Annotated in this window: 12 protein-coding genes; 4 read left to right on the top strand and 8 right to left on the bottom strand. The window is 69.3% G+C overall.

Going from position 1 to position 15,790, the window contains the following annotated elements:
- Positions 1-111: 111 nt before the first annotated feature.
- Positions 112-786, bottom strand: a complete 675-nt coding sequence (locus OG251_RS17840; RefSeq protein WP_014046869.1) for a Crp/Fnr family transcriptional regulator — start codon at positions 784-786, stop codon at positions 112-114.
- Positions 787-1,126: 340 nt separating this feature from the next.
- On the opposite strand from OG251_RS17840, the gene nth reads away from it, so the two are divergent.
- From nth to OG251_RS17825, 3 genes are all read left to right on the top strand, one after another.
- Positions 1,127-2,086, top strand: coding sequence for an endonuclease III (gene nth, locus OG251_RS17835; protein ID WP_326678123.1), 960 nt, complete (start codon positions 1,127-1,129; stop codon positions 2,084-2,086).
- A 362-nt stretch (positions 2,087-2,448) separates the two neighbouring features.
- Positions 2,449-3,126, top strand: a complete 678-nt coding sequence (locus OG251_RS17830) for an NUDIX hydrolase (protein ID WP_326681302.1) — start codon at positions 2,449-2,451, stop codon at positions 3,124-3,126.
- A 91-nt stretch (positions 3,127-3,217) separates the two neighbouring features.
- A complete protein-coding gene (locus OG251_RS17825) occupies positions 3,218-4,423 on the top strand; it encodes a MarP family serine protease (protein ID WP_326678122.1) in 1,206 nt (401 codons plus the stop codon).
- A 171-nt stretch (positions 4,424-4,594) separates the two neighbouring features.
- Here the strand turns inward: OG251_RS17825 and OG251_RS17820 are convergent, their stop codons facing one another.
- From OG251_RS17820 to OG251_RS17795, 6 genes are all read right to left on the bottom strand, one after another.
- Positions 4,595-4,810 (bottom strand): hypothetical protein, encoded by a 216-nt coding sequence (locus tag OG251_RS17820; RefSeq protein ID WP_326678121.1) that lies wholly within the window; start codon positions 4,808-4,810, stop codon positions 4,595-4,597.
- Between the two features lie 105 nt (positions 4,811-4,915).
- Complete coding sequence (locus OG251_RS17815) at positions 4,916-5,890, bottom strand: alpha/beta fold hydrolase (protein WP_266805159.1); 975 nt, start codon at positions 5,888-5,890, stop codon at positions 4,916-4,918.
- Entirely contained in the window at positions 5,887-6,417 is a 531-nt protein-coding gene (locus OG251_RS17810) for a phage holin family protein (RefSeq protein WP_326678120.1), read from the bottom strand. The genes OG251_RS17815 and OG251_RS17810 overlap by 4 nt, the downstream gene beginning before the upstream one ends.
- A 39-nt stretch (positions 6,418-6,456) precedes the next feature.
- On the bottom strand, positions 6,457-7,863 hold the full coding sequence (gene nhaA, locus OG251_RS17805; RefSeq protein WP_326678119.1) for a Na+/H+ antiporter NhaA: 1,407 nt from the start codon (positions 7,861-7,863) through the stop codon (positions 6,457-6,459).
- A 276-nt stretch (positions 7,864-8,139) separates the two neighbouring features.
- Positions 8,140-10,134: an acetate--CoA ligase gene (acs, locus tag OG251_RS17800; protein ID WP_326678118.1), complete on the bottom strand. Its 1,995-nt coding sequence runs from the start codon at positions 10,132-10,134 to the stop codon at positions 8,140-8,142.
- A gap of 222 nt (positions 10,135-10,356) precedes the next feature.
- The gene (locus OG251_RS17795; protein WP_326678117.1) at positions 10,357-13,017 is read right to left on the bottom strand and encodes a SulP family inorganic anion transporter; all 2,661 of its coding nucleotides are present in this window, start codon (positions 13,015-13,017) and stop codon (positions 10,357-10,359) included.
- A gap of 284 nt (positions 13,018-13,301) precedes the next feature.
- Here OG251_RS17795 and OG251_RS17790 point away from each other — a divergent pair, with 284 nt between their 5' ends.
- Positions 13,302-14,681: a hypothetical protein gene (locus tag OG251_RS17790; protein WP_326678116.1), complete on the top strand. Its 1,380-nt coding sequence runs from the start codon at positions 13,302-13,304 to the stop codon at positions 14,679-14,681.
- A 107-nt stretch (positions 14,682-14,788) separates the two neighbouring features.
- Here the strand turns inward: OG251_RS17790 and OG251_RS17785 are convergent, their stop codons facing one another.
- A complete protein-coding gene (locus OG251_RS17785) occupies positions 14,789-15,784 on the bottom strand; it encodes an ATP-binding protein (RefSeq protein WP_326678115.1) in 996 nt (331 codons plus the stop codon).
- Between the last annotated feature and the right edge of the window lie 6 nt (positions 15,785-15,790).

Below are 15,790 nucleotides of genomic sequence, written 5' to 3'. Positions count from 1 at the left end.
CGCCGTCCGGCGGGGCCCTTCCTCACACGTGACACATCTGCACGCAACGCAGCCGTGCGCGACGCATCGGCACGCGACACGGCGCACGTGTCAGCGCGGCAGCCGCACGTATCAGCGCGACCGCTTCGCCAGCCGCTCCACGTCCAGCAGGATCACCGCACGGGCTTCCAGCCGCAGCCAACCGCGTCCGGCGAAGTCCGCGAGCGCCTTGTTGACCGTCTCACGGGAGGCGCCGACCAGCTGGGCCAGCTCTTCCTGGGTCAGGTCGTGGACGACGTGGATGCCCTCTTCCGACTGGACGCCGAAGCGGCGCGACAGGTCCAGGAGCGCCCGTGCGACGCGGCCCGGAACGTCGGAGAAGACCAGGTCGGACATCTGGTCGTTCGTCTTGCGCAGGCGCCGGGCAACGGCGCGCAGCAGGGCGGTGGCCACCTCGGGGCGGGCATTCAGCCAGGGCTGGAGGTCGCCGTGGCCGAGGCCGAGGAGCTTGACCTCGGTCAGCGCCGTCGCGGTCGCGGTACGCGGTCCCGGGTCGAAGAGCGACAGCTCACCGATCAGCTCGCCGGGGCCGAGGACGGCCAGCATGTTCTCGCGCCCGTCGGGGGAGGTGCGGTGGAGCTTCACCTTGCCCTCGGTGACCACGTACAGGCGGTCCCCCGGGTCGCCCTCGTGGAAGAGCGCGTCGCCGCGCGCGAGGGTCACCTCACTCATCGAGGCGCGGAGCTCCGCGGCCTGCTCATCATCGAGCGCCGCGAAAAGCGGGGCGCGCCGCAGAACGTCGTCCACGAGTTCTCTCCTTGTCGGCCTGTTCAGGGAACCGTGGTCCCCATCATGCCGGACGGTAAAACAGTGCGATCAATCACAAACCAGTTTGACGCACGGGCGTGCCGGACCCTACGGCAGGGGGCCGATCGGGCGTGGATACGCGGTGACCGGGGCGGATGTCAGTGGCGGGCTCTAGGCTGGCCGGGTGTCCAGAATGCCGGTGAGAGCGCAGGCCAAGGGGGCTGATGGGGTGCCGGAAAGCCGCAATTCCGCTGTGGGCGAACATCTCGCTCGGCGCTCGAAAAATGCCGCAAAAGGCCCCGCTGGGGGCGTTGGCCCGGAGCCGGCCGGGAGGCCCGAAGTGAAGACGACCGCACCGAACGCGACCACAGCCAAGGCGACCACACCGAAGGCCGGAACGACCACACCGAACGCGACCGCGCAGAAGTCGGCCCCATCGAGGTCGGCCCCATCGAAGTCGGCCAAGCCGAAGACCTCCAAGACCTCCAGGACCACCAAGGGCTCCGGGACCTCCAGAACCTCCAAGCCTCCGAAACCGGAATCGCACCTCGCGATGGTCCGCCGGGCCCGCCGGATCAACCGCGAGCTCGCCGAGGTCTATCCGTACGCCCACCCCGAACTGGACTTCCGTAACCCTTTCGAGCTTCTGGTCGCCACGGTGCTGTCCGCTCAGACCACCGATCTGAGGGTCAACCAGACCACTCCCGCGCTGTTCGCCGCCTACCCCACTCCCGAGGACATGGCCGCGGCCGTCCCGGAGGAGATGGAGGAGATCATCCGGCCGACCGGCTTCTTCCGGGCCAAGACGAAGTCGCTGCTCGGCCTGTCCGCGGCTCTCAGGGACAACTTCGGCGGTGAGGTCCCCGGTCGCCTGGAGGACCTCGTCACGTTGCCGGGTGTCGGCCGCAAGACCGCCAACGTGGTGCTCGGCAACGCGTTCGGTGTCCCCGGCATCACCGTCGACACCCACTTCGGCCGACTCGTCCGCCGCTGGAAGTGGACCGAGGAGGAGGACCCGGTGAAGGTCGAGGCCGATGTCGCCGCGATCTTCCCGAAGAGCGAGTGGACGATGCTCTCGCACCGGGTGGTGTTTCACGGCCGCCGGATCTGCCACTCCCGCAAACCCGCCTGCGGCGCCTGTCCGATCGCCCCGCTCTGCCCCTCGTACGGTGAGGGCGAGACGGACCCGGAGAAGGCCAGGAAGCTCCTGAAGTACGAGATGGGCGGCTATCCGGGCCAGCGGCTCAGCCCGCCCGCGGACTACCCGGGCAAGCCCGCGCCCGCTCTGGGGGCCGAATGAGTGACGGAGCGGCACGGGAGACGGGCCCGCGGGGGAGACGGCGCCGTACGACGGGCAGCGCCACATGAGGAAAGCACCCTCCCCACGGAATGGCTCGGAACGAAATGGCCGACGACAGGCGTTGTAAAGCGACGGGGGTGCCTATGACGCACGCACAGAGCACGACACACACGCAGGGTGCGTCGCCCGCACCGGACACCCGGACCGCGCCGCGCACGGCGAACGGGCCGGGCACAGAGCACGGACCGGGCACAGGAAACGGCCCGGACGAGGCGCACGGCCCGGACATGGCGCACGGCCCAGGGACGGCGCACGGCCCGGACGTGGCTCACGGTCCGCGCACGAAGTCCGCCGTCAGCACGATGACCGACAGTGCGATGGCCGTCACCAGCGACGGTCTGCCCGGCTGGCTCGACCCCGTCGCCGGTGCGGCGCGCACCGTGCGCCCCCAGCAGCTCAGCCGTTTTCTGCCACCCGAGAGCGGCGCGGGACGGCAGTCCGCCGTCCTGATCCTCTTCGGTGACGGGGCGCGCGGTCCCGAACTGCTCCTGATGGAGCGCTCCGGCTCCCTGCGTTCCCATGCCGGACAGCCGTCCTTCCCCGGCGGCGCCCTGGACCCCGAGGACGGCGACCAGGCGACGACCGGGCCGCTCAGGGCCGCGTTGCGGGAGGCCGAGGAGGAGACCGGGCTCGATCCGCGGGGCGTCCAGCTCTTCGGCGTGCTGCCCCGCCTGTACATCCCGGTCAGCGGCTTCGTCGTGACCCCCGTACTCGGCTGGTGGCGGGAGCCCAGCCCGGTCGGGGTGGTCGACCCGGCCGAGACCGCCCGTGTCTTCACGGTTCCCGTGGCGGATCTCACGGACCCGGCCAACCGGGCGACGGCAGTTCATCCGAGCGGCCACCAAGGACCGGCGTTTATGGTCGAATCTGCCCTGGTCTGGGGTTTCACGGCCGGCGTGATCGACCGGATTCTGCACTACGCCGGGTGGGAACGCCCGTGGGACCGGGCCAAGCAGGTGCCGCTCGACTGGCGTGCATGACAGGCTGACCCCACCTGCTGCGCTGTTCCGGGCCCGGCCCGGACCCCGTCGTACGGACGGGCCAGGTGACGAATCTGCGAGGCTATAGACGGTGAACGTGCTGGACATCCTGCTGTTGGTCGGCGCCGTGTGGTTCGCGGTCATCGGCTACCGCCAGGGTTTCGTCGTCGGCATCCTTTCGGTGATCGGCTTTCTGGGCGGCGGACTCGTCGCCGTCTACCTCCTGCCGCTCATCTGGGACCGGGCGACCGACGGGTCCGAGGTCTCCTCCACGGCCGCCATCGTCGCGGTCGTCATCGTGATCGTGTGTGCCTCGGTCGGCCAGGCATTCACCACCCACCTGGGCAACAGACTCCGCCGGTACATCACCTGGTCGCCCGCGCGCGCCCTGGACGCCACCGGGGGCTCACTCGTCAACGTGGTGGCGATGCTGCTGGTCTCCTGGTTGATCGGTTCCGCGCTCGCCGGTACGTCGCTGCCGACGCTGGGCAAGGAGGTCCGCAGCTCCTCGGTCCTGCTCGGCGTCTCCCGGGTGATGCCCCGACAGGCGTCCACCTGGTTCACGGACTTCACCTCGGTCCTCGCGCAGAAGGGCTTCCCGCAGGTCTTCAGCCCCTTCGCCAACGAGCCGATCACCGACGTCAAGGCCCCGGACCCGGCCCTGGCCGGCAGCCCCGTCGCCGCCCGCGCGAAGAAGTCCATCGTCAAGGTCATGGGCATGGCCCCGAGCTGCGGCAAGGCCCTCGAAGGCACCGGTTTCGTCTTCTCCGACCGCCGCGTGATGACCAACGCCCATGTGGTCGGCGGCGTCGACGAGCCGACCGTCCAGATCGGCGGCGAGGGACGGCTGTACGACGCGAAGGTCGTCCTCTACGACTGGCAGCGCGACATCGCCGTACTGGACGTCCCGGACCTTCGGGCCGAGCCGCTCAAGTTCACCGGCACCGACGACGACGCGGAGTCGGGCGACAGCGCCATCGTCGCGGGCTTCCCGGAGAACGGCGCCTATGACGTGCGCTCCGCCCGCGTACGGGGTCGCATCGACGCCGACGGCCCGGACATCTACCACCGGGGCACCGTGCGCCGTGATGTGTACTCGCTCTACGCGACCGTGCGCCAGGGCAACTCCGGCGGGCCGCTGCTCACTCCGGACGGAAAGGTGTACGGAGTGGTGTTCGCCAAATCGCTCGATGATCCGGACACCGGCTACGCGCTGACGGCGGACGAGATCCGCCCGGACATCGCACGCGGCCGTACCGCCAACCAGCAGGTCGACAGCCAGGGCTGCGCGCTCTGAGTCCCGGCCGCCACCGGCCGGCCTGTCCGCCGGAGCCTTCGCCGCCGGCTGCCGGACTGTCGCCCTCCGACGGCCGGAGCCGCCGCCCCTTGACCGACCGGATCTCGTGGTGCGGTCGGTGAGCCGGAGCGGGCGGCCCGTTGTCAGAGTGCCGTTGAGTCATCTCCGCGATCAGTTGCGCGGGTGACGCAGCCGCGCCGAGACCCAGCGGGCCCGACGGCGGAGAATGCGCGGAATCCCGAGCCGGTGATGGGTCCGGGGATGGTGAAGGTCATGCGCATCGTGCAGCCGGCCCTGAGGGCCGCCCCCCTCGTGAGTGCCCACACCGGCTGTCGCGGTGGAGCGGCGGTTGCGTGCTTCGTCAGTGAAGTCGTGCGTCCAGCCCATACCCCGACGTCTGCCCGTGACCCAAGGTCGGTAATCGTGTGGGAGTCAGCCAATTGGCCTATGCGGCAGGCAAGTGGCTGCTCGCCGGACGGCTGTGCCCCGGTGCTACCGGTCGGGCTCGGGATCCTTGAGCCAGTTGATGAGTTCGGTCGAGAAGCCGACCGGATCCTCTTCGTGGGGGAAGTGCCCGAGACCGTCGAAAAGTCGCCAACGGTAGGGCGCCTCGACATACTCGCCCGACCCCGCGGAACTCCGTGTCCTGACCGCAGGGTCGAGTGACCCGTGCAGGTGCAGCGTCGGTACGCGTACCGGCCGCTTCATCCGCCGGTTGAACTGGATACCGTCCGGTCGCGCCATGGACCGCACCATCCAGCGGTACGGCTCGATCGCGCAGTGCGCCGTTGATGGGATGCACATGGCACGCCGGTAGACGTTCACGGCCTCCTCGTCGGGGAAGTCCGCGGTCCGCGGCCCCGACCAGTCCCGGATCAGACGGCCCACCAGGGCGGCGTCGTCCGCGACGAGCTGACGTTCCGGCAGCCACGGCCGCTGGAAACCCCAGATGTACGAACCCGCCCGGGACTGCGAGAAGTCGGAGAGCATCGCGGAGCGCCAGCGGCGCGGATGCGGCATCGAGGACACCACGAGCCGCCGCACCAGCTTCGGCCGCATCACCGCCGCCGTCCACGCGAGATAGCCGCCCATGTCGTGGCCGACCAGTGCGGCGTCGGGTTCACCGAGCGAGCGGATCACGCCGGTGACGTCGAGCGCCAGGTTGGCGGGGTCGTAGCCCCGGGGCGTGCGGTCGCTGCCGCCCACCCCGCGAAGGTCCATGGCCACGGCACGGAAACCCGCGTCGGCGAGTGCGGTCAGCTGGTGGCGCCATGTCCACCAGAACTGCGGGAAGCCGTGCAGCAGCAGCACCAACGGCCCGTCGCCCATCTCCGCGATGTGGAAGCGCGCACCGTTGGCCGCCACGTCGCGGTGGGTCCAGGGGCCGTCGAGACGTACAGGACTACCGGTGCCGGACGGACTCGACGAGCCTGCCGGACCGAATGGGCTGGAATCGGGGACCGTCATGTGGACGAGCGTGCCACAGCGTCGGCCTTGTCCTTACCCGGGCGGTTCTCGATGGCCTTGTCCGCCAGGGTGCTGCCGGAGCGCCGCAGGATCGCGTCGGCCTCCACCGAGGGCCGGGGGTGCGGCTTGACGGCCTGGAGCACGGCGGCGGTCTGCTTGGCCGAGGCGATCGACTTCTCCGGCGGCTTGACCTTCTTGAACTTGGCGATCGCGATCAGCGCCAGCAGCACCGCCAGCAGAATGAACGCGCCGCCCACGATCAGGAACGACCAGGCGAGTCCGAGCCCCAGATTATGGATCCCGTACGCGGCCGCGAAGCTCAGTACGGGCAGCGCGAACAGAATCAGCACGCCCGCGACGATGAAGGCCACGCTGCCGATGACGCCGCGCTTGACGTCCTGTCGTACCTCGGCCTTGGCCAGGGCGATCTCATCGTGCACCAGCGCGGACATCTCGGCCGTCGCCGAGGCGACCAGCTGTCCGAGACTGCGGTCCGCGCTGCCCGCGTAGTTGCCGGGGTCGCTCATCCCTGACTCCTTCTCCTCTTCAACACATCCGATGTCAGATCATGCCGGACTGTCCGGCTTGTTGCTCGCTGCCCCCGCCAGTTCGGCCAGACGGCGGTGCTCGGCCGCCTTCCTCTCATGGATCACGGCCATCCGCAGGTGATACTCCGGGTCGTCCTGTTCGTAGATGTCGGGTACGCCGGACTGGTCCTCGTCGAGCTCCTCCGCCTCGTACAGGGCCCGGTATCTGCGTACCCGGAGTTTGAGCAGTACACCGGAGATCACGGCCGCTATCAGGGAGCCGATCAGTACGGCCGCCTTGATCTCGTTGACCGTTTCCGTGTCGCCCTCGAAGGCGAGCTCGCCGATGAGCAGCGAAACGGTGAAGCCGATTCCGGCGAGCGAGGCGACCGCGAAGACATCTGCCCAGGCCAGGTCCTTGTTCAGCTCCGCCTTGGTGAAACGGGTCGCGAGCCAGGTGCCGCCGAAGATGCCCACGGTCTTGCCGAGGACCAGTCCGAGGACGACACCGAGGGTCTCGGGCCGGGTGAAGACACCGGCGAGCGCGTCGCCCTTGAGGGAGACACCGGCCGAGAAGAGCGCGAACAGCGGCACGGCGAGCCCGGCCGACAGCGGGCGGACCAGATGCTCGATGTGCTCACCGGGGGAGTGCTTCTCGCCCTCGCGCCTGGTGCAGCGCATCATCAGGCCCATCGCCACACCGGCGATGGTGGCGTGGACGCCGCTGTTGTACATCAGGCCCCAGATGACCAGGGCCAGCGGTATGTAGATGTACCAGCCCCGGACCCTCTTGCGGATCAGCACATAGAAGACGGCCAGTCCGGCGAAGGCTCCGCCGAGCGCCATGAAGTCGATGCTGTCCGTGAAGAAGACCGCGATGATCAGGATCGCGAAGAGGTCGTCGACGACGGCGAGGGTCAGCAGGAACGCGCGCAGGGCGGACGGCAGCGAGGTACCGATGACCGCGAGCACGGCGAGCGCGAACGCGATGTCCGTGGCCGTGGGGACGGCCCAGCCGTCCGCAGACCCGCCGCCGAGGGACGTGGTCAGGAAGTAGACCAGCGCGGGCACGGCCATGCCGCACAGCGCCGCGACGACCGGGAGGGCGGCCGCCTTGGGGTCCCGGAGTTCGCCCGCGACCAGCTCACGCTTGAGTTCGACGCCCGCGACGAAGAAGAAGACGGCGAGCAGCCCGTCGGCCGCCCAGTGCGCCACGGAGAGGTTCAGGCCCAGCGTCTCGGGACCGAAGTGGAAGTCGCTGATCGTCGCGTAGCTGGACTGGAAGGTGTTCGCCCAGGCGAGGGCCGCGACGGCGGCGACCAGCAGGATCACTCCGCCGACCGTCTCGGTACGCAGCGCTTCCGCGACATAGTTCCGCTCGGGCAGCGGAAGACGGCCGAGCAGGGTGCGACGGGGGGACGGGGGTGCGGGGGTGGGCGCGGCCACGAGTGGGGACCTCCGGGTCGGTACGGCAGCGATGGCATGGCTGATGCACTTGCCGACCAGACTTCCCGGCACACCCTTTGGAAATTTCTTATTGCGTTGTTGACGCAGCGACCACTGTACCTGGGAGGCCGGAAACCGTATCCAGTGGTTTTCACCCTAAATGCCCGATGGGCACCCGGCGCGTCGCCGGATGCCCATCGGGGTCGTACGTACAGATGTCTCTCGGTGCGTCCTGGCCGCCTGCGCGTCAACGGCCAGGTACGCGGTGGCGGGCGGTCAGTCCTCGGAGGAGGCCGGCAGCTGCGTCTGGATCAGGTCCATCACCGAGGAGTCGGTGAGCGTGGTGACGTCACCCAGCTCGCGGTTCTCGGCGACGTCGCGCAGCAGACGGCGCATGATCTTGCCCGAGCGGGTCTTGGGCAGCTCGGCGACCGGCAGAACCCGCTTGGGCTTGGCGATCGGTCCGAGCGTGGTGCCGACGTGGTTGCGCAGCTCCGCGACCAGCTCGTCGGAGGCGGTCGCCGAACCTCGCAGGATCACGAACGCGACGATCGCCTGGCCCGTCGTCTCGTCGGCCGCGCCGACCACGGCGGCCTCGGCGACCGACGGGTGCGACACGAGCGCCGACTCGACCTCGGTGGTCGAGATGTTGTGCCCGGACACGAGCATCACGTCGTCCACCCGGCCGAGCAGCCAGATGTCGCCGTCCTCGTCCTTCTTCGCTCCGTCGCCCGCGAAGTACTTGCCCTCGAAGCGCGACCAGTACGTGTCGAGGTAGCGCTGGTCGTCGCCCCAGATGGTGCGGAGCATGGAGGGCCACGGCTCGGTGAGGACGAGGTAGCCGCCCCCGCCGTCCGGCACTTCCCGCGCCTCGTCGTCGACTACCGTGGCGGAGATGCCCGGCAGCGCGCGCTGGGCGCTTCCCGGCTTGGTCTCCGTCACGCCCGGCAGCGGCGAAATCATCATCGCGCCGGTCTCGGTCTGCCACCAGGTGTCCACGATCGGGCACTTGTCGGCGCCGATGTGCTTGCGGTACCACATCCATGCCTCGGGGTTGATCGGCTCACCGACCGAACCGAGGACGCGCAGCGAGGTCAGATCGAACTTCGCGGGGATGTCGTCCCCCCACTTCATGAACGTACGGATCGCGGTCGGCGCGGTGTAGAGGATCGTGACGCCGTACTTCTGCACGATCTCCCAGAAACGCCCCTGGTGGGGGGAGTCGGGTGTGCCCTCGTACATGACCTGGGTGGCGCCGTTGGCCAGCGGACCGTAGACGATGTACGAGTGTCCGGTCACCCAGCCGATGTCGGCGGTGCACCAGTAGACGTCGGACTCCGGCTTGAGGTCGAAGACCGCGTGGTGGGTGTACGCCGCCTGGGTGAGGTAGCCGCCCGAGGTGTGCAGGATGCCCTTCGGCTTACCCGTGGTGCCCGAGGTGTAGAGGATGAAGAGCGGCTGCTCCGCCTCGAACGCCTCGGGGGTGTGCTCGGCGGACTGCCGGGCGGTGATCTCGTGCCACCAGACGTCGCGGCCCTCGGTCCACGCGGTGTCCTGACCGGTGCGGCGCACCACGAGGACGTGCTCGACGCTCTCGATACGGGAGACGGCGTCGTCGACCGCGGGCTTGAGCGCGGAGGGCTTGCCGCGGCGGAAGCCGCCGTCGGCGGTGATGACGACCTTGGCGTCCGCGTCCTGGATGCGGGCGGCGATGGCGTCGGCCGAGAAGCCGCCGAAGACCACCGAGTGCGCGGCACCGATGCGGGCGCAGGCCAGCATCGCGATGGCGGCCTCGGGGATCATCGGCAGATACACGGCGACCCGGTCGCCCGTACCGACACCGAGTTCGGTGAGGGCGTTGGCGGCGCGGGAGACCTCGTCCTTCAGTTCCGCGTAGGTGATGGCGCGGCTGTCGCCGGGCTCACCCTCGAAGTGGATGGCGACCCGGTCGCCGTTGCCCGCCTCGACGTGGCGGTCCACGCAGTTGTACGCGACGTTGAGCTTGCCGTCCGCGAACCACTTCGCGAAGGGCGGGTTGCTCCAGTCGAGCGTCTCGGTCGGCTCCGTGGCCCAGGTCAGGCGACGGGCCTGCTCGGCCCAGAAGCCCAGCCGGTCCGCCTCGGCCTGCTCGTACGCCTGTGCTGTGACGTTGGCGTTAGCGGCCAGCTCGGCAGGCGGCGCGAATTTCCGCTCTTCCCGAAGCAGGTTGGCCAGGCTTTCGTTGCTCACGACTTCTCCCAGTCCCAGGGTGTCCGTTGTGTCCCGGGGCATAGCTCATCAGGCCAAGGGCCAGGTGACAAGTGTCTGCCGGGAATTGGTTTAGACCTGTGTCTTCGTGTATGGAGGCACGATCCCGCTCCCGGCAGGGACCTCGCACGGCTCCTTGGCGGGGTCGCACGGGCACCTCACGGCACCGCACGATCCCCAGGGGCAACGCGTTGTCCTGGTAGGAAGCGGGATCACAAGGTCTCACGGACTGGGGGTGTGTCCGGTTCAGACGTGGGTACGTTCCAACTCGCCCGGACCGGAGGGGTCGATGAACGGGGTGGCGGGTGGACCGGCGGGCATATCCGGATCGGCGCCCGGCCCGACCCGGTCGAAGACCTCATCGGGCCCCGTACCGGAACTGGAACCCTCGGTCAGCAGATATGCCTGCGCCTCGCCGACATGGAAGTACATGCCGTGCAGCTGCAGCGTGCCTTCCGCGAGCCGTCGCGCCACCGCCTCGTGCGCCCGAAGATGCTCCAACTGCTGAACCACGTTGGTGAGACAGAGCTGTTCCACCGCATCGGTGGGCAGCCGGCCGGAGATCCGCGCCCAGGAATGATGGCGGGACGCCATCCGCTCCAGGCTCGGCAGCCCGTACCGCAGCCAGCGCCACAACGGCGTCCTGGGGGTCTCGGGACCGGCGTTGAGCAGGGCGTGCATGGCCCCGCAGCCGGAGTGCCCGCAGACGGTGATGGACTCGACCCTCAGCACGTCCACCGCGTACTCGATCGCCGCGGCCACCGAGTCGTCGCCGCTCTCCGGTGATTCGATGTCCGGGGTGGGGACCAGGTTGCCGACATTGCGCACGGTGAAGAGGTCACCCGGACCACTGGACGTGATCATGCTGGTGACCAGGCGGGAGTCGGCGCAGGTGATGAAGAGCTGGGAGGGGCGCTGACCCTCGGCGGCGAGCCTGGCCAGCTCCTCGCGCACCAGCGGTGCCGTATTGCGCTGGAACGAGCTGAGGCCGCTGAGCAGGCGCTGGGCCCCGGTCGGGCGCATCGTGTCCGTGGCGCCGTCGGCGGATCCGATGGCTCCCGCCCCGGCGGCGTTGCCGAGGGCGCCGATGCCGGGCTCGTGGAGCGTGTCGGCGGCGGTGGTGGGCTGTGTGGGGCGGTCATGGCAGTCGTGATTGCGCCACGGGGTCCAGGGGCGGCAGCAGGAATGCGCCGCCGCGGCCGGTTCGGCGATGCGGCTGCCCGATCTCCCGGTGAAGACGATCCGTCCGCCCTGGGCGAGCTGAGCGGTGCGCCAGTCCTGGATGGCCTCGTACGCCCCGTGGTCCATGAAGAACCCGTCCAGCTCGACGGTGGCGTCGACCCCCTGCGGAAGCTGGCCGAGCGTCCGGGTGAGGCGCGGGACGGCCAGAAAGGTCAGCTGACCGCGCACGATCACCAGATGCCGGCCGTTCTGCTCGCTCACCGTGATTCTGGTACGGGCCAGCCGATGCAGCGCGACGGCCACGGCCACGGCGATACCGATCGCCACGCCCTTGAGCACACCGAAGACGAGCACGCCCGTGATCGTCGCCCCGTACACCAGGAACTCCCGGTGTTTATGGACGTTGCGGATGTGGGCGAAGCTCACCATCTGGATGCCGACGACCATCACCAGGGCGGCGAGGGCGGCCAGCGGAATCCATTCGAGCACCGTGACGAGCAGCGCCGCCGCGAGCAGTACCCAGACGCCGTGCAGCACGGTGGCGGCACGGCTGGTCGCCCCGGCCCGCACGTTGGCCGAACTGCGGACCGCGCCGCCGGACACCGGAAGCCCGCCGAGCAGTCCCGCGAGCGCATTGGCGATGCCCTGCCCGCGCAACTCGCGGTCGAGATCGGAGCGTTGGACGGGAGCGGGTGGCTGACCGGACTGCTCGGCGGTCACCTGGGAGGTCCGAGGGGGGTCCGGGGCGGCTGGACGGGCGGGCGACGGATCGGACGCCTGGGCGGCCGGCGGGCCGGACAGGGAGGGAGCCTCCTCCGACGCGCGGTCGGCCTGGTTCGCCGCACGCTCGGCGGTCAGTTTGTCCACGGCCACCGCGGCGAGCAGTGACTCCAGGCTGGCCACCAGCATCACCGTGAACACCGCTGTGGCCAGGGCCAGTACGGGGCCCTGGGGCAGCTCGGCCAGGGCGTGCGAGCGCCAGGACGGCAGATCGACCCGGGCGATCCGGGGCGTCACCGCGGCGGCCACCGCCGTGGCGATCACCACCGAGGCGAGCGCGGCCGGAATTCTCCGTACCGCTCTCCCGGCACGCCCCGGCAGCCGTGGCCACAGCACCAGGACGGCGATGGTCAGCGCACCGATCACCGGGGCGGCCGGACTGAGCCGGGCCAACTGGGCGGGCAGCGAAAGGGCGTTGCCCATGGCCGAGCTCTGGGGTGAACCGCCGAGCACGATGTGCAGCTGAGCGAGGGCGATGGCCACACCGATACCGGCGAGCGTGCCGTGCACGATGGCGGGGCTGACGGCCAGTGCGCTGCGGGCCGCGCGCAGGGAGCCCAGCAGGATCTGAAGGAGGCCGGCGCCGATGGTGATGGCGCAGGTCGTGCGCCAGCCGTAGATCTGGATCAACTCGGCTGTGACCACGGTCAGTCCGGCAGAAGGGCCGCTGACCTGGAGAGGGGTCCCGCCGAGCAGCCCGGCGACGATCCCGCCGATGGCCGCGGAGACCAGACCGGCGGACAGCGGTGCGTCGATGGCGACGGCCAGGCCGAGGGACATCGGGACGGCGATAAGGAAAACAGTGATCGATGCGGACACATCCGCGCCCGCGATACGGAATCGGCGCCCACCGGGCGGCGGGCTGTGGGGGCGCTTGACTCCCGAGGCGCGGGGAGGGCGCGAGCTGGGGGTTCGTTCATGACGAGTGGGGACGCAGGCAGACATGTTCCCGTCTCCTCCGGGGCAGCGCGGTCGCGGGGGTGTGGGGGACGCGGCCGTGGGTCACGGCGTGCAGCAGCGGGATTTCTCAACTCTCAGTAAACGAATCGTAATGCAGAGTAAAGTCGCATGTCTCACATTTAGGGCAAATGGGCCATCGAATCACCCATTCAAGTGAATAAGCGTCTTTTCATACGGCCTGTCGCCTGTGGCTTGCAGGGCTGCGTGCGACTTTGACCGCGCTTGTCGGCACTTCGACGCGAATAACCTGCAAGGAAGAGGGTGGGCGGATGATGGCCGCCACGAAAAGGATCGCCGTGGGCCTCACGGCCACGGCGCTGATCGCGGGACTCGCGGGCTGTTCCGGTCCGGAATCCGGTGACACCGGTTCCCGGGCGCCCGGCTCCGGCGCCGAGAAGAAGGCCCCGGAAGCCAAGCAGAAAGGCCCTGGCGGCGCCCCCAAGAACGCGGTCAAGCTCATCGGCGACGGCTCGACCGCCTTCACCGGTGTCCAGCCGAAGCTCCCGGTGGCCAAGCGGATGGCGCCCGGTCAGAAGCCTCCGCAGTTCGTGGTGTTCTCCTGGGACGGTGCGGGGGAGGACAGCCAGAAGCTCTTCTCGCACTTCCGCGGTGTCGCCAAGAGGTACAACGCCAGCATGACCTACTTCCTCAGCGGCGTGTACCTGCTCCCGGAGGAGAAGAAGACCCTCTACGACCCGCCCAAGCACTCGGCCGGCCGCTCCGACATCGGCTTCAACGACACCGAGGGAATCCGCGACACCCTCAACGAGGTGCGTGCCGCCTGGCAGGACGGCAACGAGATCGGCACCCACTTCAACGGCCACTTCTGCGGCAAGGACGGCGGGGTGGGGACCTGGTCCGTGGAGGAGTGGAAGAGCGAGATCAACCAGGCCAAGTCCTTCATCAAGAACTGGAAGACCAATACCCCGGAGCTCAAGGCGGAAGCGCCCCTGCCCTTCGACTACGACAAGGAGCTCGTCGGCGGTCGCACCCCCTGCCTCGAAGGGCAGAAGAACATGGTCGCCGCAGCCCGGACGATGGGCTTCCGCTACGACTCCAGCGGCGTCGGCAACCAGGTCTGGCCAGAGAAGAAGGGCGGCGTCTGGGACCTCCCGCTCCAGCTCGTCCCGGTGCCGGGCCGCGACTTCGAGACCCTCTCGATGGACTACAACTTCATGTTCAACCAGTCCGGTACGACCCAGGGCGACCCGGACCAGCACGAGTACTGGGGCGACCAGATGCGTGACGGTCTGCTCCAGGCATTCGACCGCTCGTACAACGGCAACCGCGCCCCGCTGATCATCGGCAACCACTTCGAGTCCTGGAACGGCGGCACGTATATGCGTGCCATCGAGGAGACCATCAAGAACGTCTGCACCAAGGAAGGCGTGCGCTGCGTGTCCTTCCGGCAGCTGGCCGACTGGCTGGACGCGCAGGACCCGGCGGCACTGGCCAAGCTCACCACTCTCGGTGTCGGCCAGGCGCCCAAGGGGGGCTGGCCGGCCTACCTCTCGGCCCGGACCGCTCCCGCCAAGCCCGCGGACAAGGGTGCGGACCAGCCCGCGGAGAAGGGCGGGGCCGGCAAGCCCGCGGACAAGGGTGAGGCCGAGGCCGCCCACGCGAAGTCGGCTGACCGGAGCGCCGGTTAGGGCGTTCCTTTCGATCCCGCCGGGCTCGGATGTCCCCGCACGGGCATCTGCGGCATACCCGGGACGCCGGACCGGCCGGACTCACCCGGCCGGTCCGGCGTCCACCACTACGCGGGTGCCGCGACGCCCGTCGTCGCGTGATGCTCGTCGAGCACGAAGGCGGGGTCGACCTGCGCGGCCAGGTCGGCGCCCGTCTTCTCGTTGCCCCAGCTCTCCGCGTTCTTCAGGTGGAAGTGCACCATCTGCCGTGTGTAGCGCTCCCAGTCGCGCAGTTCGTACGAGTCCTCCGCGGCGTCCTGCAGGGCCTGAAGTGCCATCCGGTTGTCCGCCTCCAGCAGCTCGAACCGGGACGGGCGGCCCTTCTCCATCGCCCGGACCCAGTCGGAGTGGCCCACCCCGACGAGCAGATCGTCGCCGACCTCCGCGCGCAGGAAGTTCAGATCGTCCTGACCCTGCACCTTGTTTCCGATGACCTTCAGGGCGATGCCGAAGTCCCGCGCGTACTCCTTGTACTGGCGGTACACCGACACCCCCTTCCTGGTCGGTTCCGCGACCAGGAACGTCATGTCGAAGCGGGTGAACATCCCGGAGGCGAAGGAGTCCGACCCCGCGGTCATGTCGACCACGACGTACTCGTCCGGACCGTCGATCAGGTGGTTGAGGCAGAGCTCGACCGCCCCGACCTTGGAGTGGTAGCAGGCCACACCGAGGTCGGACTCGGTGAACGGGCCGGTGGCCATCAGCCGGATGTCCCCGTCGTCCAGCCGGACCGTACGCGCGCAGGCGTCGTAGACCGGGTTGTCCTCGCGGACGCGCAGCAGCCGCGATCCCTCGCCGGGCGGCGTCGTCTTGATCATCGTCTCGGCGGAGGCGATGCGGGGGTTGCTTCCCCGCAGATAGTCCTTGATGAGGGGCAGCTGCGCGCCCATGGCGGGCAGCGCGGCCGCTTCCTCCTCGTCGAGCCCGAGTGCGACTCCGAGGTGCTGGTTGATGTCGGCGTCCACTGCGACGACATGGGCTTCATTGGCAGCGAGGTGGCGGATGAAGAGCGAGGACAGCGTCGTCTTGCCGCTGCCGCCCTTCCCGACGAAAGCGATCTTCATGTTCAC

This window comes from Streptomyces sp. NBC_01237 (genome assembly GCF_035917275.1).
Lineage (GTDB): Bacteria > Actinomycetota > Actinomycetes > Streptomycetales > Streptomycetaceae > Streptomyces.
This window is presented reverse-complemented; position numbering and strand designations above follow the sequence as displayed.